The organism is Paenarthrobacter sp. AMU7 (assembly GCF_041200195.1).
Taxonomy (GTDB): Bacteria; Actinomycetota; Actinomycetes; order Actinomycetales; family Micrococcaceae; genus Arthrobacter.
In genome coordinates, this window is the sequence record NZ_CP165735.1 from 2,706,181 (window position 1) to 2,730,409 (window position 24,229).

Annotated in this window: 26 protein-coding genes, 2 tRNA genes and 1 other RNA gene; 14 read left to right on the forward strand and 15 right to left on the reverse strand. The window is 61.5% G+C overall.

The window, feature by feature from the left end; genetic code table 11:
- The first annotated feature begins 48 nt into the window (after nt 1-48).
- Entirely contained in the window at nt 49-528 is a 480-nt protein-coding gene (locus ABQM86_RS12415; protein WP_207593749.1) for an OsmC family protein, read from the forward strand.
- Here the strand turns inward: ABQM86_RS12415 and ABQM86_RS12420 are convergent.
- Nucleotides 525-1,538: an NAD-dependent epimerase/dehydratase family protein gene (locus ABQM86_RS12420; protein WP_369744553.1), complete on the reverse strand. Its 1,014-nt coding sequence runs from the start codon at nt 1,536-1,538 to the stop codon at nt 525-527. The two genes, ABQM86_RS12415 and ABQM86_RS12420, sit on opposite strands and share 4 nt — an antisense overlap.
- 87 nt (nt 1,539-1,625) lie before the next feature.
- Between ABQM86_RS12420 and ABQM86_RS12425 the strand changes: the two genes are divergently transcribed.
- Nucleotides 1,626-2,327, forward strand: coding sequence for a mechanosensitive ion channel family protein (locus tag ABQM86_RS12425; protein ID WP_369744554.1), 702 nt, complete (start codon nt 1,626-1,628; stop codon nt 2,325-2,327).
- Nucleotides 2,320-2,796: a globin gene (locus ABQM86_RS12430; protein ID WP_278251928.1), complete on the forward strand. Its 477-nt coding sequence runs from the start codon at nt 2,320-2,322 to the stop codon at nt 2,794-2,796. Before ABQM86_RS12425 ends, ABQM86_RS12430 begins: the two co-directional genes overlap by 8 nt.
- A 3-nt stretch (nt 2,797-2,799) precedes the next feature.
- Here the strand turns inward: ABQM86_RS12430 and ABQM86_RS12435 are convergent, their stop codons facing one another.
- The gene (locus ABQM86_RS12435) at nt 2,800-3,471 is read right to left on the reverse strand and encodes a hypothetical protein (RefSeq protein ID WP_207593752.1); all 672 of its coding nucleotides are present in this window, start codon (nt 3,469-3,471) and stop codon (nt 2,800-2,802) included.
- A gap of 63 nt (nt 3,472-3,534) precedes the next feature.
- On the opposite strand from ABQM86_RS12435, the gene ABQM86_RS12440 reads away from it, so the two are divergent.
- Nucleotides 3,535-4,440 (forward strand): acyl-CoA thioesterase II, encoded by a 906-nt coding sequence (locus tag ABQM86_RS12440; RefSeq protein ID WP_207593753.1) that lies wholly within the window; start codon nt 3,535-3,537, stop codon nt 4,438-4,440.
- Between the two features lie 88 nt (nt 4,441-4,528).
- Here ABQM86_RS12440 and ettA read toward each other — a convergent pair whose 3' ends face one another.
- The 3 genes from ettA to ABQM86_RS12455 all read right to left on the reverse strand — a co-directional run bounded on the left by ettA (nt 4,529) and on the right by ABQM86_RS12455 (nt 8,289).
- On the reverse strand, nt 4,529-6,211 hold the full coding sequence (gene ettA / locus ABQM86_RS12445; protein ID WP_207593754.1) for an energy-dependent translational throttle protein EttA: 1,683 nt from the start codon (nt 6,209-6,211) through the stop codon (nt 4,529-4,531).
- A gap of 56 nt (nt 6,212-6,267) precedes the next feature.
- Nucleotides 6,268-6,750 (reverse strand): hypothetical protein, encoded by a 483-nt coding sequence (locus tag ABQM86_RS12450; protein ID WP_369744555.1) that lies wholly within the window; start codon nt 6,748-6,750, stop codon nt 6,268-6,270.
- Nucleotides 6,751-7,935: 1,185 nt separating this feature from the next.
- On the reverse strand, nt 7,936-8,289 hold the full coding sequence (locus ABQM86_RS12455; protein WP_369744556.1) for a hypothetical protein: 354 nt from the start codon (nt 8,287-8,289) through the stop codon (nt 7,936-7,938).
- A 98-nt stretch (nt 8,290-8,387) separates the two neighbouring features.
- Between ABQM86_RS12455 and ABQM86_RS12460 the strand changes: the two genes are divergently transcribed.
- Entirely contained in the window at nt 8,388-8,651 is a 264-nt protein-coding gene (locus ABQM86_RS12460) for a hypothetical protein (protein ID WP_369744557.1), read from the forward strand.
- 88 nt (nt 8,652-8,739) lie between these two features.
- Here the strand turns inward: ABQM86_RS12460 and ABQM86_RS12465 are convergent, their stop codons facing one another.
- Entirely contained in the window at nt 8,740-9,654 is a 915-nt protein-coding gene (locus ABQM86_RS12465; protein ID WP_369744558.1) for a DUF2971 domain-containing protein, read from the reverse strand.
- A 182-nt stretch (nt 9,655-9,836) separates the two neighbouring features.
- Nucleotides 9,837-10,877, reverse strand: a complete 1,041-nt coding sequence (locus ABQM86_RS12470; RefSeq protein WP_369744559.1) for a phage minor head protein — start codon at nt 10,875-10,877, stop codon at nt 9,837-9,839.
- Between the two features lie 377 nt (nt 10,878-11,254).
- Between ABQM86_RS12470 and ABQM86_RS12475 the strand changes: the two genes are divergently transcribed.
- Nucleotides 11,255-11,869, forward strand: a complete 615-nt coding sequence (locus ABQM86_RS12475) for a hypothetical protein (protein ID WP_369744560.1) — start codon at nt 11,255-11,257, stop codon at nt 11,867-11,869.
- A gap of 95 nt (nt 11,870-11,964) precedes the next feature.
- Here the strand turns inward: ABQM86_RS12475 and ABQM86_RS12480 are convergent.
- Nucleotides 11,965-12,037 (reverse strand) — tRNA-Arg (locus ABQM86_RS12480).
- A 220-nt stretch (nt 12,038-12,257) separates the two neighbouring features.
- Here ABQM86_RS12480 and ABQM86_RS12485 point away from each other — a divergent pair.
- The gene (locus ABQM86_RS12485) at nt 12,258-12,842 is read left to right on the forward strand and encodes a single-stranded DNA-binding protein (RefSeq protein WP_369744561.1); all 585 of its coding nucleotides are present in this window, start codon (nt 12,258-12,260) and stop codon (nt 12,840-12,842) included.
- 63 nt (nt 12,843-12,905) lie between these two features.
- Nucleotides 12,906-13,511 (forward strand): GNAT family N-acetyltransferase, encoded by a 606-nt coding sequence (locus ABQM86_RS12490; protein WP_369744562.1) that lies wholly within the window; start codon nt 12,906-12,908, stop codon nt 13,509-13,511.
- A 96-nt stretch (nt 13,512-13,607) separates the two neighbouring features.
- Here the strand turns inward: ABQM86_RS12490 and map are convergent, their stop codons facing one another.
- Nucleotides 13,608-14,375, reverse strand: coding sequence for a type I methionyl aminopeptidase (map, locus tag ABQM86_RS12495; RefSeq protein WP_207593757.1), 768 nt, complete (start codon nt 14,373-14,375; stop codon nt 13,608-13,610).
- 154 nt (nt 14,376-14,529) lie between these two features.
- Between map and ABQM86_RS12500 the strand changes: the two genes are divergently transcribed.
- Complete coding sequence (locus ABQM86_RS12500) at nt 14,530-15,213, forward strand: DNA alkylation repair protein (RefSeq protein WP_369744563.1); 684 nt, start codon at nt 14,530-14,532, stop codon at nt 15,211-15,213.
- Between the two features lie 6 nt (nt 15,214-15,219).
- On the opposite strand, the gene mptB is transcribed toward ABQM86_RS12500, so the two are convergent.
- Nucleotides 15,220-16,776, reverse strand: coding sequence for a polyprenol phosphomannose-dependent alpha 1,6 mannosyltransferase MptB (gene mptB, locus ABQM86_RS12505; protein ID WP_207593759.1), 1,557 nt, complete (start codon nt 16,774-16,776; stop codon nt 15,220-15,222).
- A gap of 147 nt (nt 16,777-16,923) precedes the next feature.
- On the opposite strand from mptB, the gene orn reads away from it, so the two are divergent.
- The 4 genes from orn to ABQM86_RS12525 all read left to right on the forward strand — a co-directional run bounded on the left by orn (nt 16,924) and on the right by ABQM86_RS12525 (nt 19,309).
- Complete coding sequence (gene orn / locus ABQM86_RS12510; RefSeq protein WP_207593760.1) at nt 16,924-17,559, forward strand: oligoribonuclease; 636 nt, start codon at nt 16,924-16,926, stop codon at nt 17,557-17,559.
- Nucleotides 17,560-17,691: 132 nt separating this feature from the next.
- Nucleotides 17,692-17,767 (forward strand) — tRNA-His (locus ABQM86_RS12515).
- 126 nt (nt 17,768-17,893) lie between these two features.
- Complete coding sequence (def, locus tag ABQM86_RS12520) at nt 17,894-18,466, forward strand: peptide deformylase (protein ID WP_369744564.1); 573 nt, start codon at nt 17,894-17,896, stop codon at nt 18,464-18,466.
- Nucleotides 18,467-18,469: 3 nt separating this feature from the next.
- On the forward strand, nt 18,470-19,309 hold the full coding sequence (locus tag ABQM86_RS12525) for an acyltransferase domain-containing protein (protein WP_369744565.1): 840 nt from the start codon (nt 18,470-18,472) through the stop codon (nt 19,307-19,309).
- On the opposite strand, the gene ABQM86_RS12530 is transcribed toward ABQM86_RS12525, so the two are convergent.
- The 4 genes from ABQM86_RS12530 to rnpB form a co-directional block, all read right to left on the reverse strand.
- A complete protein-coding gene (locus ABQM86_RS12530; RefSeq protein WP_369746665.1) occupies nt 19,294-20,094 on the reverse strand; it encodes an HNH endonuclease family protein in 801 nt (266 codons plus the stop codon). The genes ABQM86_RS12525 and ABQM86_RS12530 overlap by 16 nt on opposite strands.
- A 117-nt stretch (nt 20,095-20,211) precedes the next feature.
- Nucleotides 20,212-20,421: a hypothetical protein gene (locus tag ABQM86_RS12535; RefSeq protein ID WP_207593764.1), complete on the reverse strand. Its 210-nt coding sequence runs from the start codon at nt 20,419-20,421 to the stop codon at nt 20,212-20,214.
- 72 nt (nt 20,422-20,493) lie between these two features.
- A complete protein-coding gene (locus ABQM86_RS12540; protein WP_207593765.1) occupies nt 20,494-21,981 on the reverse strand; it encodes a glyceraldehyde-3-phosphate dehydrogenase in 1,488 nt (495 codons plus the stop codon).
- 263 nt (nt 21,982-22,244) lie between these two features.
- Nucleotides 22,245-22,637, reverse strand: an RNA gene (gene rnpB, locus ABQM86_RS12545) — RNase P RNA component class A.
- Between the two features lie 58 nt (nt 22,638-22,695).
- Between rnpB and ABQM86_RS12550 the strand changes: the two genes are divergently transcribed.
- Nucleotides 22,696-23,460 (forward strand): YaaA family protein, encoded by a 765-nt coding sequence (locus ABQM86_RS12550; protein ID WP_369744566.1) that lies wholly within the window; start codon nt 22,696-22,698, stop codon nt 23,458-23,460.
- A gap of 26 nt (nt 23,461-23,486) precedes the next feature.
- On the opposite strand, the gene ABQM86_RS12555 is transcribed toward ABQM86_RS12550, so the two are convergent.
- Entirely contained in the window at nt 23,487-24,224 is a 738-nt protein-coding gene (locus ABQM86_RS12555; RefSeq protein ID WP_280622996.1) for a zinc ribbon domain-containing protein, read from the reverse strand.
- Nucleotides 24,225-24,229: the final 5 nt, after the last annotated feature.

Here is a 24,229-nt window from a genome sequence, read left to right on the forward strand (position 1 = left end):
TGACGAGGTCACTGCGGACAGTCGATGCCTGCTGGCTAGACTGTCCGCATGGGCCTCAACGAACACCATTACGCTCTGACAGTCCGCTGGACCGGAAACCTGGGTGAGGGCACGGCCGGCTACCGGGCCTATTCACGGGACCACGACGTGGAGATCCCGGGTCTGCCCACCCTTCAGGGCTCCGCTGATCCCACCTTCCATGGGGACCGTTCACGCTACAACCCGGAGCAGCTGCTGCTCGCTGCCCTCTCGCAGTGCCACATGCTGTCTTTTCTCCATGTGGCCGTCAAGCACGGGGTGGTGGTCACCGGCTACGAGGACAATGCCGAGGGCCTGATGAAGCTCAACCGGGACGGCAGCGGTCAATTCGAAAGCGTCACGCTCAAACCCCACGTCACCATTGCCGATGCCAGCCATTCCGAGTTGATGCCCCAACTGCACCACGAAGCCAACCAGGTCTGCTTCATCGCCCGCAGCGTCAACTTCCCCGTCCTCCACGAACCACGCACGACGCCGGCAGCGGCCTAGGTCTGTTGGGCCCGCCATAGTGCCACGAGACGTCGTTCGGTTTCGCGGCTGAGCCCGGCTTTGCGTTCCCTGTCCAATCCCCGGCTCCTTTCATCCTCGAGCGTGGCCGCCAACGTCTCCTGCCAGGGCCGCAGGACCATTCCGCGCTCACGTGCAGCTTTGTTGGACCGGGCCTGGAAGCCATCATGGTCCGCCGGCAACCACAACGGAAGCGAGTCCGGTCCTGCCCAGTAGTCGACGCCGTGCTCAAGGAGCCACCCTTCGCCAGCCCGGACAACGTCCTGCACCGCTCCATCCCCGGTTCCGGTTCCAGCCGCCTGCCGGGACTCGGCCAGGTAGTCCTCAAAGCGCACGACGTCTCCCAGCGCGTTGTAGGTACCGGTCAGTCCTCCACCGGCGGATTGCAGGATCCAGGCGGCAAGATCCCGGACGTCAATGATCTGTGTTGCGGCATCCGGGATGTCAGGAACCAGCACCGGGTCAGTGTCAGCAGCGAATCGGGCGGGCCAGTATCCGTACCTGTCAGTGACGTCCCCCGGGCCACTGATGAGACCCGCCCGCACGATGTGTGCCTTCTCCCCCACCACAGCCAGAGTCATCTGCTCAATAGCCGATTTGGATTCGCCGTAAGTCTCCGGGGTACCTGCCTGTCCCGCCGGCAGCGGCTCAAGCAGCTCCGCGCCCTCATCCGCGCAGGGTATCGAATGGTCTGCATAAACAGAGCAACTCGACACAAACGTCCAGTGAGCGGCGGCGGCTCCCAGCACGTCCAACGCCTCGCCTGCCTGCACGGGATCCCGCGATACCTCCACCACCGCGTCCCATCCGCCGTCGAGTTCAGCATAGGCCGCCGCGCCCAAGTCGCGGTCCCCCCTGACCCAGGTGGCGCCGTCGGGCGGGGTCATTGAGGTGCCACGGGCAAAGCAGGTGACGTCATGTCCGGCGGCAACAGCCTGCCGGGCGGTTTCTGCGGACAGGAAGGCGGTACCGCCAAGGACCAGGATGCGCATACCGTCACGCTACGGCGCTAGGGTTGTAGGTGGACAGAGTGTTCCGCGCCCGGCGAACACGGGCCGACGACAAGGAGAAATTCACCCTTGACCTCCATCCCCCTGGCAGAAATTGTCACTTTGGAACCCGAAAAGATCGACCTCGTTTCAATCCTCATCACCGTAGGCGTGGGCCTGGGTGTGTGGATCGTGGCGCGGTTCGTCATCTTGCGCATCACCCGGCGGGTTTCCGCCGGAAGTTCCTTCTTCAAGAAAGCGCACTTCAAGTGGGTGCAACCAGCCATCCGCGCGCTCGACCACGAGCGCCGCTCACAGCGCGCCGAGACAATCGGCACCTTGCTGACGAGCCTGGTGAGCGTTGTGGTGGTGGTGATCGTGATCATCTACGTCCTCAAGTACATGAACGTCGACGTCGCGCCGCTGCTGACCAGCGTGGGCATCCTGGGTGTCGCCATCGGCTTTGGCGCCCAGCAACTGATCCGTGATTTCCTCGCCGGAATCTTCATCACCATCGAAGACCAATACGGAATCGGCGATGTCATTGTCACCAGCGAAGTGATTGGTACCGTTGAATCCGTGGGCCTGCGCATCACCCGGGTCCGCGCTGAAGACGGAGCCATCTGGTATCTGCGCAACGGCGAGATCCTCCGCGTGGGCAACCGCTCGCAGGGTGACTACGTCCCACTGGAAACACCGGACACCACCATTGAGCCCGGCGCTGCAGCAACTGCGCCCGTCACAGCAGGCGCACCCCGCGTCACCAAAGCCGAGGAGAAGTCCAATGAGTAGCACAGCAGGCGGGCAACCCCCGGCACCCCAAACAGGCCCCCGACGCCAGCTGATGCAGAATGATCCCTTCAGCCAGCCCGCCTACACGGACAGTTTTTACGCCGCAGTGGGCGGTCACGAGACATTCGTCAAGCTCATCGACGTCTTCTACGACGGCGTTGCCACGGATCCCTTGCTTCGGCCCATGTACCCGGAGGAGGACCTGGGGCCGGCCAAGAGGCGCTTCCTGATGTTCCTGGAACAATACTGGGGCGGCCCCACCACCTATGGCGAAGAACGCGGCCATCCCCGGCTCCGCATGCGCCACATGCCGTTCCGGGTAACCCCCGAGGCCAAGGACCGCTGGCTGTTCCATATGCGCACGGCGGTGGACTCCCTGGAGCTCTCCCCTCTGCATGAGGGCACGTTGTGGGACTACATGGAACGGGCTGCGCTGACCATGGTTAACAGTCCTTCGTCCGGAGCCTGACCTTTAGAAGCCGAGTCCCAGGCCTGCGCCTGTGCGCACCAGCACATGTCCGCGGGGGCCGCTCAAACGGAACCAGCGGCCATTGCGGAAGACCTTCTGCTCGGCGTCGCCCAGGAAGCCCAGAGCGAAAGCAGCGAAGGCCGCGCCGGCAGGAAGGTTGCCGGCGTCTGGAAGCTCACGACCCCATACTGCTGCCCTGGCGCTGTTGACCACCGCCGCACCCGCCAAAGCCGGAATGACACCGGCCACCTCGGCTATGCCGGCCTCGGCAGCCGACCTGAGGTCGGCGTCGAGTATTGATCCCTGCGCTTCCCACCCGGAGCGCGGCGCCCCAACGCCGGCCCAGGACTCGGAAACGGTCGACGGCGGAATGGGCAGCTCCACGTCGTCAGCACCCGAGCGGGCCAACCGGTCCATAACGGACGCAAGCGTCACCGTCACATCGGCCTGGGCCGGCTCAGCCAGGGCCATGGTCCGCAGGCCGAGGATGGTGGGAGTGGACTCGCCCAGGATGCGCGGCCGCAGGACGCACACGTATGCGGCCAGGACACTGCCCGCGGCCTGGAGGCGGATGGCGCCGTCGTCGATGCTCTTTGCCCGCGTCACAAAGGTTTTCAAGTCAGCGAGGTCACGGGGATCGGCGAAGCGGAAGGACTGGGTCAAGACGTCTGTCACATCATCGACTCTACCGGCATGTCCCCGGTTGAGAGGGGTCGGGGCGGCGTCTAAAGTCGAACCATGACTGAGACGAATGCTGGCCTTGAAGTGGAAGCACCCGCAGAAGACCCCATGGATGTGCTGATCGGCCTGCTGGACCTTGGTGACTTTGACGGAGCCCGGACCAACGAGGACATCTTCCTGGGCCCATCGCAGAAACAGCCGAGGCACAGGGTCTTTGGAGGCCAGGTTTTGGCGCAGTCGATGATGGCAGGCATGCGAACAGTGGAACCGGACAGGGTGGCACACTCCATGCACGGCTACTTCCTGCGGCCGGGGGACGCCAACAAGCCCATCACTTTCGGCGTTGAGAGGTTGCGGGACGGGCGTTCGTTCTCCGCCCGGCGCGTTCACGCGTACCAGGACGGCGTGCCGATTCTCTCGATGATCGCGTCCTTCCAGGTGGAGGACACCGGCCTGGACCACCAGGCAACCATGCCCGAAGGCATCCCCGACCCGGAATCCCTGCCCAGCACTGCGGAGCTGTTGTCGCAGTACGACCACCCGATGGCGCGGCACATGTCATCGGAACGTCCGTTCGACGTCCGCCACATTGACCCGGCGCTCTATGTTTCCCCGCCCACCCAGCACGTGGCAAGCAACGCCGTGTGGATGAAAACCATGGGACCGTTGCCCGATGATCCCAACCTGCACCGCGCGGCCTTGGCCTATGCCAGCGACTACACGCTGCTTGAACCTATTCTCCGCGCCCATGGCCTCGCATGGATGACGCCGGGAATGAGCGTCGCCAGCCTCGACCACGCCATGTGGTGGCACCGCCCGGTACGGGTGGACGAGTGGATGCTCTACGTCCAGGAGTCCCCCAGCGCCCAAGGCGCGCGCGGACTCGCCACGGGCCGCATCTTCAACCGCGACGGACTGCATGTTGCCACCGTTGCCCAAGAGGGTATGGTGCGGATCCCGTAGGCTTTCGAGGCGCCGTGTGACGGCGGGAAGTTAAAGCAGAAAGGCCGGTCCCTTGCGGGACCGGCCTTTCTGTGTGTACCTGGAATTCCTAGTCGCGGGTCAGGCGGCGGTGCGTGACGCGGTGCGGCTTGGCGGCATCGGGGCCAAGGCGCTCCACCTTGTTCTCTTCGTAGGAGTCGAAGTTTCCCTCGAACCAGTACCACTTGGACGGGTTCTCGTCGTCGCCTTCGTAGGCGAGGATGTGGGTCGCTACCCGGTCGAGGAACCAGCGATCGTGCGAAACCACCACTGCGCAACCAGGGAACTCGAGAAGGGCGTTTTCAAGGCTGCTCAGGGTTTCGACGTCGAGGTCGTTGGTAGGTTCGTCAAGCAGCAACAAGTTGCCACCTTGCTTGAGCGTCAAGGCAAGGTTGAGGCGGTTGCGCTCACCACCGGAGAGGACACCGGCCTTCTTCTGCTGGTCCGGGCCCTTGAAGCCGAACGCCGACACGTAGGCACGCGAAGGCATTTCGACCTGACCGACCTGGAGGAAGTCGTGGCCTTCCGAGACAACTTCCCAGAGGGATTTGTTCGGATCGATACCGCCACGGGACTGGTCCACGTAGGAGATCTTCACGGACTCGCCGATCTTGAGCTCACCATCGTCCAAAGGCTCCATGCCGACGATCGTCTTGAACAGCGTGGACTTACCCACGCCGTTGGGTCCGATGACGCCAACGATGCCGTTGCGGGGCAGCGAGAAGGAGAGGCCATCGATCAGGACGCGGTCGTCGAAGCCCTTCTTCAGGTTCTTGGCCTCGATGACCAGGGAACCCAGGCGCGGTCCCGGCGGGATCTGGATCTCTTCGAAGTCCAGCTTGCGCGTGCGGTCGGCCTCTGCAGCCATTTCTTCGTAGCGGGCAAGACGGGCCTTGGACTTGGTCTGGCGGCCCTTGGCGTTGGAGCGCACCCACTCAAGTTCTTCGGTAAGGCGCTTGGACAGCTTGGCGTCCTTTTTGCCCTGGACCTCCAAACGGGCCTTCTTCTTCTCCAGGTAGGTGGAGTAGTTGCCTTCGTATGGGTAGAGGTGGCCGCGGTCAACTTCTGCGATCCACTCTGCCACATGATCCAGGAAGTAACGGTCGTGGGTCACGGCAAGGACAGCACCGGGATACTGGGAGAGATGCTGTTCGAGCCACAGCACGCTCTCGGCGTCCAAGTGGTTGGTGGGCTCATCGAGGAGCAGCAGGTCAGGCTTCTGGAGGAGCAGCTTGCACAGGGCCACGCGGCGGCGCTCACCACCGGAGAGGACAGTGACGTCGGAATCGGCCGGCGGGCAACGCAAGGCGTCCATAGCCTGTTCCAGCTGGGAATCGATATCCCAGGCATCGGCAGCGTCAATGGCTTCCTGCAACTTGCCCATTTCATCCAGGAGCGTCTCGTAATCCGCGTCCGGGTTGGCCATTTCTTCGGAGATCTCGTTGAAACGCTGGATCTTGCCGTAGATCTCGCCTACACCTTCCTGGACATTGCCCAGGACAGTCTTTTCCTCGTTCAGCGGCGGTTCCTGCAGGAGGATGCCCACGGTGTAGCCGGGGCTCAGGCGGGCCTCGCCGTTCGAAGGGGTGTCCAGTCCGGCCATGATCTTCAGGATGGTGGACTTACCAGCACCGTTCGGTCCCACGACGCCGATCTTCGCGCCAGGGTAGAACGACATGCTGACATCGTCCAGAATAAGTTTGTCGCCAACGGCTTTGCGAGCCTTGGTCATCGTGTAAATGAATTCCGCCATGCCCTTAAATCTAATGGCTCGGCCTGCTTAACTCACATTCGCGCCCCGAAGAGCCGCTAGCGGGCGTCTCCCACGAAGCATTTACCGGTAGCCAGCACGGGCAGTACGGTCACCAGGACACCACCGTCACGGATTTGCCCCACGACGCAGCTCCCTCCGGTCAAAGCGGCTGCCTCCAGGGCATCGACGTCAAGGCCCGTGGGCGTACGGCTGACAGACACTTCCACGTTGGCCTTCGGAATCCCGGCCGATACCAAGGCCGATCGGAGTGCTTCCTGGTCCGGCTTGGGGTTGCCGGCCACGAGGTTTTTCAACGTGGTTTCGACGGTTGCCGAGGTGGCGGCCACGGCAGGATCCACCGGAGCTGTGGCTTGGGCAGAGGTGGAGGGGGCCGGGACGGTCCCTGGTTGCGCCGTGGACCCCGTGCTTGAAGTGCAACCAGTCAGCGCAATTGTTACCGCTACCGTCAGCGACAATGCTGCACCGCGGATTTTCGCTGCCCCCGTTGACTTGCCACCCGGCGTCGTTCCCCTGCTCATCACTTAGACATTGTGCCATTCACACGGGGTGTTCACCGGCAGGGTTCGGCTGAAGGGATTTTGGTAACCCGGCCGAGGAATGGCGCGAACCACCATGAGCGGAAGGCCTGTGATGCCGTTGCATCGAAGTTCTTGAAGCGAGGCGATAAAGGAACATCCCCCTTGGAAGCTTGTCCAAGGGGGATGCGGTGGTGCCCCAGGAGGGAATCGAACCCCCGACCGGCGGATTAGAAGATGCTGTTTTTTGTCGTTTGTGGTGATCCGCTATTGACCGCGTGTTTGCGGGGATTTCGAACGTTTGACCAGTGTGTGGTCCTCGTCCTTTGGCGTTGGTTTTCGTCGTTTCAGGTGGGTAAGCGGTGGGCAGGCTGGACCTAGACTCACAGCAGCGCTCCGGACTATGGCGAATTCCCACCATTGGCGCCACAGCGGGTGGCGCCCTCGGCAGGGGATAGTCCGCAGGGTTTCTCCTGTTTGTTCTTCGCACCGCAGATCGTCTTGCCGTTCACGATCTGGCCGGGTGCGAATCTCGGATCGCTGGCCGTCGTTACTAGTCCCTCCTGGGTCCACATCTACGACAGAGGAAAAGGTCTGCCACGTTTCTTTATAACGATTTGAAAGCGTGCGGTAGGGAAAATAGCGGAAAGCCTCCGGGCTTCCCTTACCGCGTCGTTGCTGGGAAGCGGAGGGATTCCCACTCTTTCCCTACGTTTGAACGGCTAGAACAAGGCGCGCAGGTGGCGTGCGGACCGAATCCGATTGTCACCAAGACCCTTGGGTTTTTCAGGCGTAGGCTTGTTGCTACCAAGTTAAAAACAAGCGGGCCACCACCCTCATTACCGCCAAGCAATCGAGGTGGAGCCCGCTGTGATGAAGAAACCTAACCTAGGTTGGGCCTTCACCTCATGGTAGGCATTTTCCATAGTGTATGGCAATCGTCTACCGTGCGATGCTGGCCATCTCTGGGCGGTCTCGGGAAGAGGAACCGTGGGTAAGCCACACCTCAATTGCACGTGTTCACGCAACTGCCGGACTGCCTGGCGTTATCGGATCGCCATGAAAGTTCTGGATGTCTTCGGTAGGTCAGTCCCTGTCCTTGGTTCGGCTGTCACTTTCGCGTGGATACTCATGTTGCGATGACAGGCGGGTGGGGCGGCCTTTCATTGGTTACCCCGTTCCTGCTGACTACTTCCACCCTTTAATGGCTTCGATCACGAATGGGGTGATGACAGCCAACGCGGCCAGGATCATTGACGATAGGGCGATCCAGAAGTTTTTTCGTGCGGTGCCTTTGGCTTCCTTGTCCCGGGCGGCGGCCTTTTCTGCCTCTTCTCGCATTGTCGTGAGCATGCCGTTGAGAACTTTTGCGGTCAGTTGGATGTTCTCCCGGTTCTGCTCTTCGCGTTCGTACTCTTCCTGCTTGGCTTCGGCGATACTTTCCATTGCTTCTTCAAAGTCCGCACTGAGTGCCGCCGCCCGGTCGGCTTGGTCGGAGATGTTGAGCTGAAAGCCGCGGGGCAAGAATGGTTCGTTGTTCATGGATTCATCTTGCCGCACGCCGGCGTTCTGTCGGCCCTGTTTGACAAGCTGGAGTTAGGCAGAGGCCGAAGGGCGGCCGGAGCCTGAAGGGATATCTCATGAGCAGGGAAGATGAAATTGTGTACCTGAGCCTAAAAATTGGCCCGTACACCTATCAGGTGGTGAACCAGGACCTCAGCCTCAAGGAGTGGATGATCCGGAAGGTTTGGGATGGGGGCTCGGATGAACTTGGCCCGCTTGTTAAAGAAAACGGACCAGATCCAAGCTACTTCACGAATCCCTTAGGCCGGTCGGTCGATGGAACGATCATGTGGCACACCATGGAGGATGCAGTCAGGTTTGCTGCGAGGGGCTTCAGGTAGGACCCGCTTCCCCTTCGCATCCGGAGTTGGCGGCCCCGGGCCGCCCACGGGCAGGCAGACTGACCATGGGCGGCATCAAGCTTCAGGTCTACACCACGTGATACTCCGCTTCGCCCGCGAGGGCAGCCACACGTTCCATTAGGGCCCCAGTCTCCTTGGGCGGGAAGGCTGTCGCTGCCGGCTCGGCTAATTGGCCGGGCGGGTCGGCCTGAACGGTGCGATTGTGATATCGCATACGGCTGACCTCGATTGCTCCGAAGTTTGATAGCGCCTCGCGCAGTGACGGTAGCTTCCATTCCGGGAAGGAGTGTCCCAGGAACACACTCGTCAGTGCGTCGCTGATGTCGATGTACTCCGGAAGCGTGGATTGGTTCATAAGCGCGAAGCGGTACTCGTACTCCGAGCTCCAGTCTGCGTGCTTGGTCAGGAATATGCGCTTCTGGAAAACCTCGGCATAGTGCCTTGCTACCGCGTCCGTACCGTACTTGTGGAGGTGTCGGGTGTCGATTTGATCCAAGAACGGCGCATACTTCCCTGCCCAATAGGTGATAGGGCCAGCGACTCGGAGCGCGTCTGGACCGCCAACCTTCTCGAAGGCTGCGGCGAGCTTCTCAAGGTTGAAGCCCAGGCAGATGCCAGCGTGGCCGCCGCCGTAATGCGCCCACGATGAGAGGTGACGCCATCCGCGGCGTTCCCCTTCAAATCGAGGCAGGTTCACGCCCCAATCTCTGGTGAGGCAGAGCACCTTGGAGTGGAGCCGTATGTGCCTGTCGAGCTCCTCCGTGGCTGCCTGTGCGGTGTCACCGTCAAATTGTTCCCCGTCCACGAGGGTAAAGCCCGTGTAGATAGGCTCGCTCTCCCATGGATCGTTGGTGGAATGCATAGGTGACAGGCGCAGGGTGCGCGATGTCAGGATGTTGGTGATGGCCACGTCAGCTGACGTGTAGTGGAAAACCTCTCCGGTTGGGGGTTCTTCCGAAAGTTGTGGTGGCAAGAAAGTCATGGCATCAAACTATCTAGTTTTGCGAAGCTGCCGTGCATTTAAATTTAGATGCACCGTCTGTTGATGGGGGGTGGCGTTGCAGTGCTCGTTGTGGTGGCCTCCGCATGCGGGGCAGTCCCGCTGGCTCAAAAAACGCCGCGGCAGGCCGTCCAAGCACCCAAGCTCCGATCTTCGATGACTGATTAGGCCTTCAGTGCGAGGAGTGGCGTAACAGTCATGGAGTCGCGCCAGTTTCCGTTTTGTGTTCGAGTTGTGAGCTGTTGCCATTCAATAGAACCGGACTGCAAGAGAGCGAGCCGTTCCCTCCCCATGATTTGGATCTGCGACTCTTCCGTGAGGTTGTCGAACCATTCGCGAGCGTCTGGGAAAGCGTCCTCTGGTTCCGAGATACCTTTGAAACCGAGTTGAGCCCAGGACTTGGCTACTGGCACCCGGGCGCAGCGGCCTTGGTGGTGATCAATGGGTCCCGGCTCGGAGGCTGCGTGCATGGTTCCGTGGTTCACGAGGCAGCTAGGACAGGTCCGTGCCGACAGTGCCGCGTGCCACCGCCATCCCTCGAGGATGTCAGTGTTGGCTTGGTCTGAGAGCTGGGATCCGACTCGGTGCACGTCCAGGACTTCCGTTCTCGCGATCATCATTGCGCGAGTGAGGCCACCATTGAATCGCCCCTCGGCACGTTTTACGATTCGCTGACCTGTCTTCCTCGGGTTTTCCCCGAGAGCAATACCCCGTATCAGCTCGGCCTTTATCGACTTGATTACGGCTGCGGGCAGTGGCCGAGTGTCCTTGTGGATGCGCTCGAGGGTGCGGGCGACCATGGCGTCAATTGGCGCGGCCGCGGTGTGATCTGTGACCACGCTGATATGGGCGGCTGGAATTTGGGACTTGATCATGGCGGTCTGAGCGGCCCGCCCTTCCCTGGCGATGGCCGCCAAGTCCCCGCCGACTGTCTCGCCAATGTTGTCTGCTAGCTCCTCGAGCCTCTGCGTCGCCAGTTCCAACGTGGCCGCTAGGCGCTTACTCTTGGCAACGTCACGGCGCGGTACGTAACCATCTTTGGCGTTCAATGCCAGTTCTAGGACCGCGGCTTCCAGCTCAGGGCCGATCTCGTCCCAGACCCCTACCCACGCGGCCACCAATGCATTTAGGTGATTGTCCGAAATCCTAAGAAGTGCCCTTTTGGCATCGTCAGAGAGCTGCAGCGTTTCAGGAGTAATGGCCATACGGCAAGACTCGCGCATGCGCCATAATTACCGCTTCCGGCCTTCCGGTTCTGGCAGATTGGTTCAAGGGCACATACCGCTGACCCTTTGCGCCGAGTCTACGAAAGTTGAGCCAAGTGGATAGCGATGTGCCAGTCCCTTCCGCAAACAGTGGCGCTCCGCCCGCGATGACATCGGGTTCCAGTGGGTCACCCCCACACGTTCCGCAAATCGGTAGGTACGCTCTTGGCCAACGCCGAGGGCATGGCCTCCGCATCTGCCCAGCTTGGTCACTCGAGCGAGCAGATTACCAGCCGTCACTACGTGCAAAAGACCCATGAGGCGCCGGACATGACGGAGCTACTGCAGGCATTTGGAAATCAGATGGAGGTTGGACAGTGAATACCACTGTGGGATTTCTCGATCCCGATGATGAGTTCCGGCGTGAAATGCAGGCAGCCTTGGCTCCGGCCATGGAGGCGATGCGTGCCCATATCCAGGCTGCCGCCAGTATTCAGGCGATGCAGGCGGAAGTTGCAAAGGCCATGGCCCCAGCGCTGGCTGCGATCCAAGAGTCACTCATTCCCACCCTTACTGCGTTTGCGGCTGCAGCCACAGCCGCGAATTTAGCGACACAGCTTCCCGACTTGTCGGTGCTCGCCCACTTCGGGGAGTTGGTAGCCAATGGAGAGATCGACCCGGAGTTCGTGCAAGCGGCCCACAACGCGGTCGATGGCGTAAAGGGTTACCGCGAGGAAATCGCAGACTTCTCCGTGCGGTCTACTCTCGCGCAGGTCTTCGACGCGAAAGTCATTGCCGACGGCGTTTACATTTTTGTCTTCATCGCTTGGCTTGTGGGTTCACTGTGGGTTGCAGGTCTGAGCGCTGAAGCGAAGGCGATCAGTGACGCGGTGGGGCTGAGTAGTGCAGCAGGGTCCCACATTGTTGCCAAGGAAGTCACTTCCAAGACCATGAGAATCGTGATCAAGAAGCGCAACACGCGCCGCCGCTGATGAAAGCGGTGGGTAAGCGGTGGATTAGAGTCTCGAGAGCTTATGGGAAATGAGGCTCTGACCTGCGTTTATGCAGGTCAGAGCCTCTCTTTCTGTGCCCCAGGAGGGAATCGAACCCCCGACCGGCGGATTAGAAGGCCGCTGCTCTATCCCCTGAGCTACTGGGGCGCACTGACGCCGTCACCACCATGGGCGGCTGGCGCCACAAAGAGTTTACAGTGCCATCGGCGGGTAGCCCGCCATCTCATCACCAGCGGCCTCCATTCCTCCACAAGGGCCCGTTCGCCAGGGTTATGCACATAGGCCCCCGCGGCACTGCCTTCGACGGCTTCACTGGATGAAGCTGAAAGAGCCGGACAGGCACTCCCTACATCCAGAAGGACCACCAATGAATGACATCATCACCGTCCGGGGCTTCGTGGCCTCGGAGGTTAAGAGTTCAACAACCACACGGGGAACGGCTACAGCATCGTTCCGCCTGGGAACCACAGAGCGCCGCTATGACCGGGCGAGCAACACGTGGGTTGACGGCAACACCAATTGGTATACGGTGCAATCGTTCCGATACCTTGCCGGACACGTTGGGTGCAGCGTCAAAAAGGGGCAGCGTGTGCTGGTCATGGGAAGGCTCCGGTTGAGGCAATGGGAACATGAAGGCCGCGTCTACCATGTAGCGGAAATCGACGCCGAATCCGTGGGACACGACCTCATGTGGGGCTCCGCCAACTTCACCCGCATGAACGGCACCTCTGCTCCAGCGGACTCCGCCGCCGCAGACACTGCGCCCTCGGACGAGGCTCTGTCCAGCCCCGCCCCGGGTGGCCCCGGGAGCAGCGGCGAGTGGGACACTGAGGATGCCGAACAAGCTCCTCCGGAGGAAGAGTCAGTAGCAGCCGGGATGGATGATCCCGATGGAACCGGGCCATTGATGGTGAACACCTCGACAGGAGAGCTGGTGGGTGCTGGCGCTTGAACCTTGAGCCTGGTGCCCGTAACCCGCCATTCCAGCCGCGACGGTGAGGCCTATTCTGGGTCCATGGCACAGCACGAGGATGCACTCAGGCTAGAAACGGCACCTGCGTCGTGGGCAGCAGTTGAGGAACTGTTTGGGACCAAGGGCGAACCATCCCGGTGCTGGTGCCGGTGGTTCGTCCTTGCCGGCAAGGATTGGGACACCACGTCTCCGGATGATCGAAAGGAAATGCTGAAGTCAGCTTTCAGCAATGAACCTGCACCGGGGGTCATGGCCTTCAGGAACGGTGATCCAGTGGGTTGGTGCGCTGTTGAGCCCCGGGCAACCTACGGGCGGCTGAAACGGTCACCAGTGCTGAGGGCAATACCATCGGCCACAACGGACGACACCGCGCTTTGGGCCATCAGCTGTTTCGTCGTGGCACCACGTCATCGCCGCACCGGGGTGTCGGCCGCGCTCCTGGCCGCCGCCGTAAGCCATGCGTTCACCAACGGTGCTGAGGTCGTGGAGGCCTATCCCGTCGACACAGGGCTCAGGACCAAGGCAACCTCAGCGGAGCTTTACCACGGCACTCTGTCGCTTTTCCTGGCTGCCGGATTCGGCCCGGTCTCCGAATCCGTGCCAGGCCGGCCCGTGGTGAGGCTGACCAAGGGCCAGGCGGCGCCCTGAGACCGTGCCTGATTCAGAGCGTGCCTGATTCAAAGCGTGGCCTGATTCAGAGCGTGCCTGATTCAAAGCGTGGCCTGTTATGCGGCAGTGCCGGAATCAAGGGAGGGTCAGGATCATCGGGCCGTCCGCCGTGATGGCAACCGTGTGCTCGCTGTGGGCTGCTCTACGTCCGTTCGCCGAACGCAGGGTCCATTCGTCCTCATCATGGTAGTAATCGTCTTTGCCCCCCAGAATCAACATGGGCTCGATGGCGATGACCAGGCCCTCCTCCAGCTTCATGCCCCGCCCCGGACGCCCGATGTTGGGAACGGGAGGTTCGGCATGCATGGTCCGGCCGATGCCATGTCCGCCGTGATCGGCCAACAGGCCGTAACCTGCGCGTTTGGCTTCACCACCTATGGCGTAGGCAAGATCCCCCATTTTGTTGCCCACGCGCGCTGCTTCTATTCCCCGCGCCAGTGCGGCATCCGTCGCATTTATGAGTTCCTGGTCCAAGGGATCGCCCTCCCCGACAATGAAGCTGATGGCGGCGTCTCCGCACCATCCCTCCAGGAAAGCACCGCAGTCAACGCTCAGCAGATCGCCGTCTTCAAGGGCATAGCCGTTAGGGATACCGTGCACCACGGCATCATTGACACTGGCGCAGATCACGCCGGGAAACGGCACGGACGCCCAGCGGGGATGATAGTCGAGGAAGGCGGGCCTGGCGCCGGCGTCGGACATCACTGCCGCCGCGACGTCGTCAAGCTCCTTCAGGGAAACTCCCACGGCAGCGTGCTTCTTGACGGCCTTCAAAGCATTGGCCACCACCCTGCCGGCCTCACGCATCAACGTAATCTGCTCGGGAGTTTTCAGCATTGACATCAAAGGTCCTCCGTTGCTGGGCGTGCCCTCAGGGGCTGGTTGTGCGGCCAACTGCGGCCACGTTGCCCACTCTACGACTCCCCGGCTATGCCTGCGAGGGTCTCCGGGCAATGGCAGGAGACCCTCCGCCATACATCGGTCCTACATTGGACGCATGACCAAGGAACTGGTGGACTCGATCCGCTCCTCACTCCGCTCGTCCGGGGACGCTGAACGGGCGCTTGGTGCCCAGAAGTACATGAAGTCGGCCATGCCCTCACTCGGGGTCAGGGTTCCCGAGGTGCGGAGCATCGTCAAAGCAGCAGCAAGAGAGTTTCCTGTCTCATCCCCTGACGAGTTGCGGGAGGCGGTTCTCCTGTTGTGGCGCGATGCCGAGGCACGCGAAGAGCGGTACGCAGCCATTGACCTGACGGGCCAGCGGATGGTGAAGGAAGACCTGGACATGCTGCCCGTGTACGAGGAAATTATCCGGACAGGAGCCTGGTGGGACCTGGTGGATGGAGTTTCGCCCCGGATATGCGCACTGTTGCTTGCGCATAAGCCGACGATGACCCCCTTGCTGCTTCGCTGGGCCGAGGACAACGACCTGTGGATCCGCCGGGCTGCAATTACTGCCCAGCTGGGGGCGAAGTCCATGACCGATCACGGCTTGCTGGCTGCAGTCATCGAACCCAATTTGCACAGCAGGGAGTTTTTCATCCGCAAGGCCATCGGCTGGGCGCTGCGCGAATACAGCAAATCAGATCCCGAATGGGTCCGGAATTTTGCCGCAGATAACGCGTCATCGCTGAGTCCTTTGTCCCTTCGTGAGGGGACACGGCTTTTGTCGTCGAGCTGATGCGGCTCAGATGATCGGACGGAGGCCTGGCTCGTCGTGTTTCCGGAACAGGCTCTTGGTTTTAGGGTCCACAAAGATCAGGTACACGGCGAAGAGCAAGGCAATGATGGCCGCTGCATTCCGCGCCAACGTCAAAGCCAGGCCCAGGTCTTCGCTCTGGAGGTACGGGAAGACGTCCAGCTGGTCCGAGATCGCGTAGACCATGAAGAAGGAGACCACGAAATAGACGGCCTTGACCTGCCAGTCATTGCGGATACCGGTCACGGCAAAGAGCGGAATCAGCCAGACCACGTACCAGGACTGGATCATCGGAGCCAGAATGACGATAGCTGCAAACGCCAGAGTGAGACGGCGCATCAGGCGGTCGTAGTCACCGCGGAAGACCTGCCAGGCGATGGCGCCCACCATGAGCACCTTGCCGGCGTCGTAAACCCACTTGGCCATGCCCCAGCCATCCAGTCCAAAGACATTGAAGATGGACGCCACCACCAAGCCGATCAGGCCGATGGGGGCGTACCAGATCCAAACACTGCCCGGAGCTGACAGGCCATTGATCCAGCCAAATCCGAAGCCATTAACCATGCTCATGGCATACAGCAATCCGAAGCTCAGCCCGGCGGTCAAGAACCAGAAGGCGAACTTCCGTGGCCAGGAAGCCCCCTTGCCGGCCCACAAGAGCCCAATAAAGGGAAGGAACACCACCGTAATGGGCTTAACGGAGATGGAGAGGGTGACCAGCACCAAGCCCAGGATCACGCGACGTGTTGCGCAGTAGTAGAGTCCCGCAAGGGCCAGCCCGATCATCAGGGCGTCGTTGTGGACACTGGCAATGAAGTTGGTGAGGAAGAGCGGATTTGCGGCTGTCAGCCACAGTGCCCGGTGCGGATTCACTCCGTGAAGTTCCGCCAGCTTGGGTACGTAGATGATGCAGAGGACGATTCCCACAAGGGCAACCAGCCGGAACAACATGATGCTTGCTTCAGGTTGGACATTGGTCACCCAGACGACGAACTGCTCGATCCACAGGAACAATTGCCCGTACGGCACCGGCGCTTCGGTCCACATCTTGTCCGCACCCAATTGGAAGTAATTGGGCAGCGCGGAAATCCCATTCTCGTAGGGATTGATGCCTTCGACCATCAGACGGCCCTGACCGATGTACGCGTAAACGTCCCTGCTGAAGAGGGGAACGGTGAACATCATGGGCAATCCCCACGCAGCCACGGCCTGAAGCGTTGCCTTCCGCGCCTCCAGCCCCCAGACCCGGACGCGTTGACCCAAGCGCAGCCAGGCCCGGACCAGCAGCATTCCACCGACGGCCAGCAGGACAATCGACAGGGCGACTCCAACACCTTCGGTGCGCATCCAGATGAAGAGTGGCAACCTCCGAAGTTCGGAGACCGGAGCCAGCCAGCCCACGCCCAGGGACCCGAAGACCATGAACATGGAGCCGATGAAACCGGCAATCAGCGGCGAACGGGCATTATCAACCTCGCTGGCCGCAGCATCTGCCGTCGGCGCTGCTGTCCCTGCCTTCTGGGCGGCGGGTACTGGCACCGTCATGTGGTCGTCATCCAATCGTTCGCCCGGTACATTCGGGAGAAATTCTGCGTCTTTGGGACTTTCCACGGCAGGAAGAAAAAGACACTGCCGCGCTCAAAAATCGTACCATCAGAGCACTTCGAAGCGGCTGAAGGATAGGCTGGGCGCGTGCCTATTACTAATGAACGCATCGTCTGGATCGACTGCGAAATGACCGGCCTGGACCTGAATAACGACGCCCTAATCGAGGTTGCGGCGCTGGTGACGGATTCCGAGCTCAACATCCTCGGCGACGGCGTCGACGTCGTCATCAAGCCGGACGATGCTGCCCTGGAACAAATGAATGATTTTGTGCGGGACATGCATACCCGGTCAAAGCTCCTCGACGAACTCCCCCATGGGAAGACCATGGCCGAGGCCGAAGCCGAGGTACTTGAATACATCGAGAAGTGGGTTCCGGACCCCCGTAAAGCGCCTTTGGGCGGCAACTCCGTGGGAACAGACCGCATGTTCCTGGCCAGGGACATGCCAAACATCGTGGAGCACCTCCACTACCGCGTGATCGATGTCAGCACCATCAAGGAACTCTCGCGGCGTTGGTTCCCGCGCGCCTACTTCCAGTCGCCTGCCAAGCACGGCGGGCACCGCGCCCTCGGCGACATCAAGGACTCCATCGACGAACTTCGCTACTACCGCCAGGCCGTCTTCGTGCCCGCGCCCGGACCGGACACGGCCACGGCACAGCGCATCTCCAGGGACGTCATGGCCACTGCGGAGACCTTGGGCTCCACAGAAACTGTGTGATCTGCACCATTTTTCAAGGTTTTTTCGCCAAAACCGGCAAAAGTGGACTTTGCACCCCTAAACAGCAGGTAAGCTATTTGTCGTTGCCTTGAAGGAAAGCCGGTCAAACGGTTCAGCCCCAAAAGGCACATGGTGGGCTTAGCTCAGTTGGCAGAGCGCCTGGTTGTGGTCCAGGAGGTCGCGGGTTCAACCCCCGTAGCTCACCCCACCGAGATTGGCTGCAGAGCCGGTTTCCACAAAGGCCGCACCGGTTATCCGGTGCGGCCTTTGCTTTTAACCCTGAAGCGGACCTGCGCCGCTACGGACTTCAGCGATCAACAAAGGAAGAACTGACATGACCGTCCTGCCAGTCACCATTTGGGGCGAACCTGTTTTGCATCGCCGGGCCAGCGAAGTGGAGGTTTTCGACGACCAACTCCGCGTGCTGATCGCGGATATGTTCGAGACCAACGACGCCGCCAACGGGGTAGGGCTCGCAGCCCCTCAGATCGGTGTGGGCAAGCGCATTTTCGTCTACAAGTACGCCAACGACGACGACGTTCCGGAACAGGGCGTGCTGGTCAACCCGGTACTCACCCTCTCCAAAGTCTCGGGAGCTCTCCCGGACCCTGACGAGCATGTTGAGGGTTGCTTGTCCTTCCCGGGAGAGTACTACCCGTTGCAGCGTGCTGAATGGACGCGCGTCCAGGGCTTCGACGGTGACGGCAACCCTGTGGACTTTGAAGCGACCGGCTGGTTTGCCCGGATTCTGCAGCACGAGTTCGACCACCTGGACGGCAAGCTGTACGTTAACCGGCTGGTGGACAGGTACGCAAAGAAGGCCCTCAAGCAAGCGAAGAAGCACGGCTGGGGCGTGCCCGGCCTGACGTGGATGCCCGGCGTCGATCCCGATCCTTTTGGACACTGAGCCATGACCCCGACCCCGCACACTGGACTCTTCGAACTCCTGGACATCAGCGGTGACGACGCGGAGGAGTGCACCGCCCTTCTCGCAACTCCGCCCGGCGAAGCGGTGCTGCGCGCCATGGCTGCCATGGACGAGCGGCTGGGTTCCTTTCCACTGGACAGCATCCAGGAAGACAACCCCGACGAATCGGTCTGGATCGAAGCACTGCTCCGCTTCTCCCCCACCGTCCACGCTTATCACCTGAAGCTCGGTATCATTCCCGAAGTCTCTGCGGCATCGCTGGCTGACATGGGACTGCAGCTCAGGATCAACCGGCGGGTCCATGGCCGGTTCGGCCTCGATACCTGGGGCTGGATGACCTTGCACATGGCAGGGAACCTGTTCAGGCTGGGCCGCCTGCAGTTCCATCTGGTCCGCAGCCCGGAGGAAACCGCTCAAGCCGGTACCCCCGCGGCTGACGGTCACTGGGTACTCGGCGTCCACATTCCAGAAGATGGCGGGCTGTCCCCCGCCTCGGTGGATGCCAGCTTGTCCGAGGCCCGCCTGTTCTTCCCCCGATACTTCCCTGATAAGCCAGCAGCCGTTGCCACGTGCGATTCGTGGATGCTGGACCCCTATCTTGCTGACCACCTGCCTGAGAGCAACATTGCCTCGTTTGCCCGGCGCTTCACGCTGGACCGTTGTTCTGAAGCCCCTACCGACGCCGTGTATTTCACCTTCCGGCAGCGCGGGCTCCAGGACCTGGACAAGCTTCCCCGGGAGACGTCACTTCAGCGGGTGGTCTTGGAGAGAATCGACGACGGCGGCACCTGGCAGTTGGGGCACGGTCACCTCGAGCTGTAGATGGTCTGTTGCTCCGGACAGGAGGAGAGGACGCCCTTCATGGCGTCCTTTTCCGCCTGTGTTACCCAGAGCTTGTACGCGGCCTTCACGGAAATTTGCCGGGCGACGTAGTGGCAGCGGAAGTTCTTGTTGGCCGGCAGCCACGTCGCAGCGTCACCCGCCCCTTTCTTGACGTTCGCAGGACCGTCGGCCGCAATCAGGTTCAAAGGATCGTTGGCGAAAGTCTGCCGCTGCTGAACGGTCAGCTGTTGTGCCCCTTTTTGCCATGCGTCCGCCAAGGCAACCACATGGTCGATTTGGACGGCCGCACTTGTTTCCTGCCCCCGCCTGAAAACCACCTGTGCCCCGGTGTAGGGTTCGTGGAAACTGCCACCGGCCACCTTGCAGGAAGATCCTTCTGTGAACTCGACAGCGGAAAGGTCACGCCGGAGGATGTCGTTCCTGGTGTCGCACCCGTTACGGTCGGCATCGGCCCAGGCCTGTCCGAAGGCCGCCCGGTCATAGTCTGATTTGGGGGCCCTGCCCTTGACCGGCAGCCGGTCCAAGGCATCGGCGGCCTTCTCGGCAGTCACCGCGGCGGCGCCGCGCACGGGTTTCATCCAGAGGGAGTTGTAAACGGGCGCTTCGCTGGGTCCTGCTACCCATGGATCTGCTGCGGAGAATTGGCCCGCGGTGAAAAACCAGGAAAGCGCCGCCACGATGGTTGCGGCAGCCAAGGCGAGAATCGTCCATGCTTGCCGGGATCTGCGGCGGGCGCGTTTGTAGGCAGACCAGGTGATACTCAAGGGACTCCGTCCAGTGGGGGCAGGCATGTCCTACGAGCGTAGGACAAGGCCCCGACAGAAAGAGCCGGTATCCACAGTGTGTAGGAGAAGTCACACCGTGGGGGCGGATCTCCGGGTTTATTGCTCGCGCAGCACGCGTTGGAGGTCCTCGGTTGCCAGCGCGAGGAGTGCCCGCAGTTGCTCCACCCGTTGGTCCGGGACGTCGCCGGAGGCGTTGGCCGCAACAGCCTGATCCAGGAGTTTTTGGGCTTGTTTGTGATTGGCTCGGGCTACGTCCAGTGCGTGTTCCAGTGCTGTTTCGTGCTCCAAAGTTGATTCATTTTCCATGAACCCATTTTGGTCAGGTTTCCCGGCTGATACCAGTGATTCAGCCGGGAAACCCGCGAATACTTACGGCTACTAGGCGCCGGCCGTTTCCAGAACGGCGATGGGAGCCACGACGTCGCGGGCAGGGAACGACGGCGGGTTGACGCCGGCCATTTCCTCCATGACACGGACAACCTGGCATGAGTAACCGAACTCGTTGTCGTACCAAACGTAAAGTACGAGGTTCTTGTCATTGGAGATCGTTGCCAGGCCGTCGACGATGCCTGCACGGCGCGAGCCGACGAAGTCCGTTGAGACAACATCGGGAGAATCGATGTAGTCGATCTGCTTCCGAAGATCGGAGTGCAAGGACATTTCGCGAAGGAAGTCGTTGACTTCGTCCCGGGTGGTGCCCTTTTCCAGGTTCAGGTTGAGGATGGCCATGGAAACATCCGGCGTGGGAACGCGGATGGCATTGCCGGTCAACTTGCCCTGAAGTTCCGGCAGAGCCTTGGCCACGGCCTTGGCGGCACCGGTTTCGGTGATGACCATGTTCAGCGCAGCGGAACGTCCGCGGCGATCGCCCTTGTGGAAGTTGTCAATAAGGTTCTGGTCGTTCGTGAACGAGTGCACTGTTTCCACGTGGCCGTGGATGATGCCGAACTTGTCATTGATGGCCTTGAGCACCGGTGTAATGGCGTTGGTGGTGCAGGAAGCAGCAGTGACGATCTTGTCATCGTCCGAGATGTCCTTGTGGTTGATGCCGTGGACGATGTTCTTGAGGTCGCCCTTGCCCGGAGCTGTGAGCAGGACGCGGGCAGCACCCTTGCTTTGCAGGTGCTGGGAGAGGCCCTCAGCGTCGCGCCAGCGGCCCGTGTTGTCGACTACCAGGGCGTCCTTGATTCCGTAGGCGGTGTAGTCCACCGTGGCGGGGTTGTCCGAGTAGATGACCTGGACCTGCACGCCGTTGGCAGTGATGGTGTTGGCTTCCTCGTCAACGCGGATGGTGCCCTCGAAGGAGCCGTGCACGGAGTCGCGGCGCAGCAGGCTCGCGCGCTTCACAAGATCATTCTCGGCGCCCTTGCGCACTACGATCGCACGGAGTCGAAGGCCGTGTCCGCCGCCGGCCTTTTCGATGAGGATGCGGGCCAGGAGACGGCCGATCCGGCCGAAGCCGTAAAGCACGACGTCGGTGCTGGTCCGGTCGTCAGCGCCGCGCTTGCCCACGATCTCGGCAAGTTCAGCGCGCAAGTACTCGTCCAGGGAGGCGCCATTGCCTTCTGCCCGGAACTTTTCGGTCAGGCGCGCGATGTCAATGGCTGCTGCGCCGAGTTCCAGCTCCGACAGGGCGTTCAGCAAGGGTGCGGTCTCTTCGAGCAGGAGCTCGTGGTTGCTCATCCGGCGGGCAAATCGGTGCGCCTTGAGGATGTTCATGGTGGACTTGTTGATCAGGCTGCGGCCATGGATGCTGGTGACCACGTTGTTTTCCCGGTACAGCCGGCCGATCACCGGAATCATGGCCTCGGCGAGAGCCTCCCGGCCCATCCACTTATCAAGACAAGAATCTGACGTCTGGCTCACAGAACTACCTTCCTTGGGTCAACCACATACGTCCTCGTATGCAGATGGCAGCGGCCGCCCGGAGTAGTCCTGCGGCACATGCGCCGGCGGGCTTCGGTCCACCCACAGCGCCTTGAACGAGAGCAAAGAAAATCCGCCGGCTGCGAACGCAGTCCCGGCGGCAGAACATCTACGTTCAGTAACCATTCTAGGGCGGAAGGAGGGGGCGTAGGCCGCCCAGGGGCGTGAAATCACTCACACGGCGCGTTTACGCGAGTCATAAATGGATGGGTCGACCGATACGCCGGGTTCTGTCATCCCCTACCGTTACCGGAAAGGGAGTGGCGGCCATCCATCTACGAACGCCGTTGCCGACGCCCTCCAGCAGCCTACCCGGACACTCGGGCGAGCAGCCCTCAAACGTGTCCTGTCTGGCCTTGCTCCGGGTGGGGTTTACCTAGCCTCCCCGGTCACCCAGGGAGCTGGTGGTCTCTTACACCACCGTTTCACCCTTACCTGCTGCTCCGCGATGAAAAACATCACGCAGCGCAGGCGGTCTGTTCTCTGTGGCACTGGCCTGCGGGTTACCCCGAGTGGGCGTTACCCACCACCCTGCTCTACGGAGCCCGGACGTTCCTCGAGCCACTTTCGTGACGCGCGACCGCCTGGTCGACCCATCCGCCGTCCAGTCTACCGGCGTTGGGACCGGCCAAAGTCCGGCGGTAATATCGACGGGTGCTGATTCTGCTGCCGCCTTCCGAAGGCAAGACCCCTGCCCCCAAAGGTCCCGTCATCGAGTGGGAGTCGCTGAGCTTTCCGGAGCTGAATCCTTACCGGGCAAAAGTGCTCGAGGCTTTGGGCACAGTGAGCGCACACGAGGACGCACTTTCCCTCCTGGGCGTCGGCGCCTCGTTGCGGGACGACGTCGAACGTAATACCCGGCTCCATACCGAACCGGCAGCCCCTGCGCACCAGGTGTATTCGGGCGTGCTTTACGACGCCCTGGGCTATAATAGCATGACGCCAACCCAGCGCCGTAAGGCCACTGAATCCATTCTGGTGGTGTCCGCCCTCTGGGGCGCCATCGGCTTTGGCGACCATGTGCCTGCCTACCGGCTGTCCATGGGAACGGCACTGCCCGACGTCGGACGCCTCGCCTCGTTCTGGAAGCCGCAGCTTAACGCCGCCCTCGCCTCACGTGCCGACGGCGAACTCATGGTGGATTGCCGCTCCAGCACCTATGCCGCTGCTTGGGCTCCCCCAGCCGCGCAGACGGTCAACGTCAACGTCTTCAATGAAGCCAACGGCAAGCGCACAGTGGTGAGCCACTTCGCCAAGCACACCCGCGGAGAATTGGCGCGGCACTTGATCACCCGGCGTGGCAAGGCGCCGGCAACCCCGGATCAACTCCTGAAGGCTGCCGGCGAAGTCTGGACGGCAGAACTCGTTGAGGGCACTTCCCGCAAGCCCCACGCGCTCAACATCATCCTGTCCAGCTGAGTTCGGGCCGGCTAGCTGAGGCCCTGTCAGTTCCAGTCTGCCGAACGGACCAAGATAACGCCTGAGTCCGGGCAGAACACGATGTCATCTTCCGCGGCGGCTTTGACTTCGGCGAGGTCTCCCGGGCTGAGCATCATGCCGGATCCCTCGGATTTGCCGTGGAACAGCCGGGCAGCGCCCACTCCCCTCTTGGCAATGGTCTTCTCGTATACGGCCAGGAGGCCGGCATCCAAAGCCTCCGCAAAAGCCGCGCGCTGGCCCCGCACCACCGTCTCTTCAGCAGCGATCTCTGCGATCGCCTCATCGAGTTCTGCCCGGATGCTGCCGAAGGATCCCTGGATGTCATCGACGATCACCTGCTGGGCAGCCTGGCGTTCGCGCAACGTATCCAAGCGTTCCAGGATCTCGAGCTCGACGTCTTCAAGGTCAGAGCGGCGCTTGTTCAGTGAGGCAATGTCGCTTTGGAGCGCCACCAGATCCTTGGACAGGCCGGTGCCGCTGTTGAGCCGGGTCTCGTCACGCTCAATGCGGGTGGCCACCTGCTCCACGTCGGCTTCCGCCCGGCGAAGTTCGGCCTCGGCGTCATGGACGGCAACTTTGGCTGCCCCCAGTTCGCCGTTGGCCACGTTCAGCGCATCCGTGAGGTCCGTGATCCGGGGATCCGTCTCCAGGACTTTCCGACGGCCGGCCAGCGACTTCAGCTTGGCATCCAGTCCCTGCAGTTCAAGCAATTTCAGTTGTTCTGCCGGTGCTGCTTTCGCCACGCTTA

Coding starts and splice junctions, on each gene's coding strand:
- ABQM86_RS12490 (WP_369744562.1), top strand. CDS start 12,906: ATGGCACAGCACGAGGATGCACTCAGGCTAGAAACGGCACCTGCGTCG.
- ABQM86_RS12450 (WP_369744555.1), bottom strand. CDS start 6,750: ATGAGCAGGGGAACGACGCCGGGTGGCAAGTCAACGGGGGCAGCGAAA.
- ABQM86_RS12415 (WP_207593749.1), top strand. CDS start 49: ATGGGCCTCAACGAACACCATTACGCTCTGACAGTCCGCTGGACCGGA.
- ABQM86_RS12500 (WP_369744563.1), top strand. CDS start 14,530: ATGACCAAGGAACTGGTGGACTCGATCCGCTCCTCACTCCGCTCGTCC.
- ABQM86_RS12455 (WP_369744556.1), bottom strand. CDS start 8,289: ATGAACAACGAACCATTCTTGCCCCGCGGCTTTCAGCTCAACATCTCC.
- ABQM86_RS12440 (WP_207593753.1), top strand. CDS start 3,535: ATGACTGAGACGAATGCTGGCCTTGAAGTGGAAGCACCCGCAGAAGAC.
- mptB (WP_207593759.1), bottom strand. CDS start 16,776: ATGACGGTGCCAGTACCCGCCGCCCAGAAGGCAGGGACAGCAGCGCCG.
- ABQM86_RS12485 (WP_369744561.1), top strand. CDS start 12,258: ATGAATGACATCATCACCGTCCGGGGCTTCGTGGCCTCGGAGGTTAAG.
- ABQM86_RS12460 (WP_369744557.1), top strand. CDS start 8,388: ATGAGCAGGGAAGATGAAATTGTGTACCTGAGCCTAAAAATTGGCCCG.
- ABQM86_RS12535 (WP_207593764.1), bottom strand. CDS start 20,421: ATGGAAAATGAATCAACTTTGGAGCACGAAACAGCACTGGAACACGCA.
- ABQM86_RS12465 (WP_369744558.1), bottom strand. CDS start 9,654: ATGACTTTCTTGCCACCACAACTTTCGGAAGAACCCCCAACCGGAGAG.
- def (WP_369744564.1), top strand. CDS start 17,894: ATGACCGTCCTGCCAGTCACCATTTGGGGCGAACCTGTTTTGCATCGC.
- ABQM86_RS12420 (WP_369744553.1), bottom strand. CDS start 1,538: ATGCGCATCCTGGTCCTTGGCGGTACCGCCTTCCTGTCCGCAGAAACC.
- ettA (WP_207593754.1), bottom strand. CDS start 6,211: ATGGCGGAATTCATTTACACGATGACCAAGGCTCGCAAAGCCGTTGGC.
- ABQM86_RS12430 (WP_278251928.1), top strand. CDS start 2,320: ATGAGTAGCACAGCAGGCGGGCAACCCCCGGCACCCCAAACAGGCCCC.
- ABQM86_RS12470 (WP_369744559.1), bottom strand. CDS start 10,877: ATGGCCATTACTCCTGAAACGCTGCAGCTCTCTGACGATGCCAAAAGG.
- ABQM86_RS12525 (WP_369744565.1), top strand. CDS start 18,470: ATGACCCCGACCCCGCACACTGGACTCTTCGAACTCCTGGACATCAGC.
- map (WP_207593757.1), bottom strand. CDS start 14,375: ATGTCAATGCTGAAAACTCCCGAGCAGATTACGTTGATGCGTGAGGCC.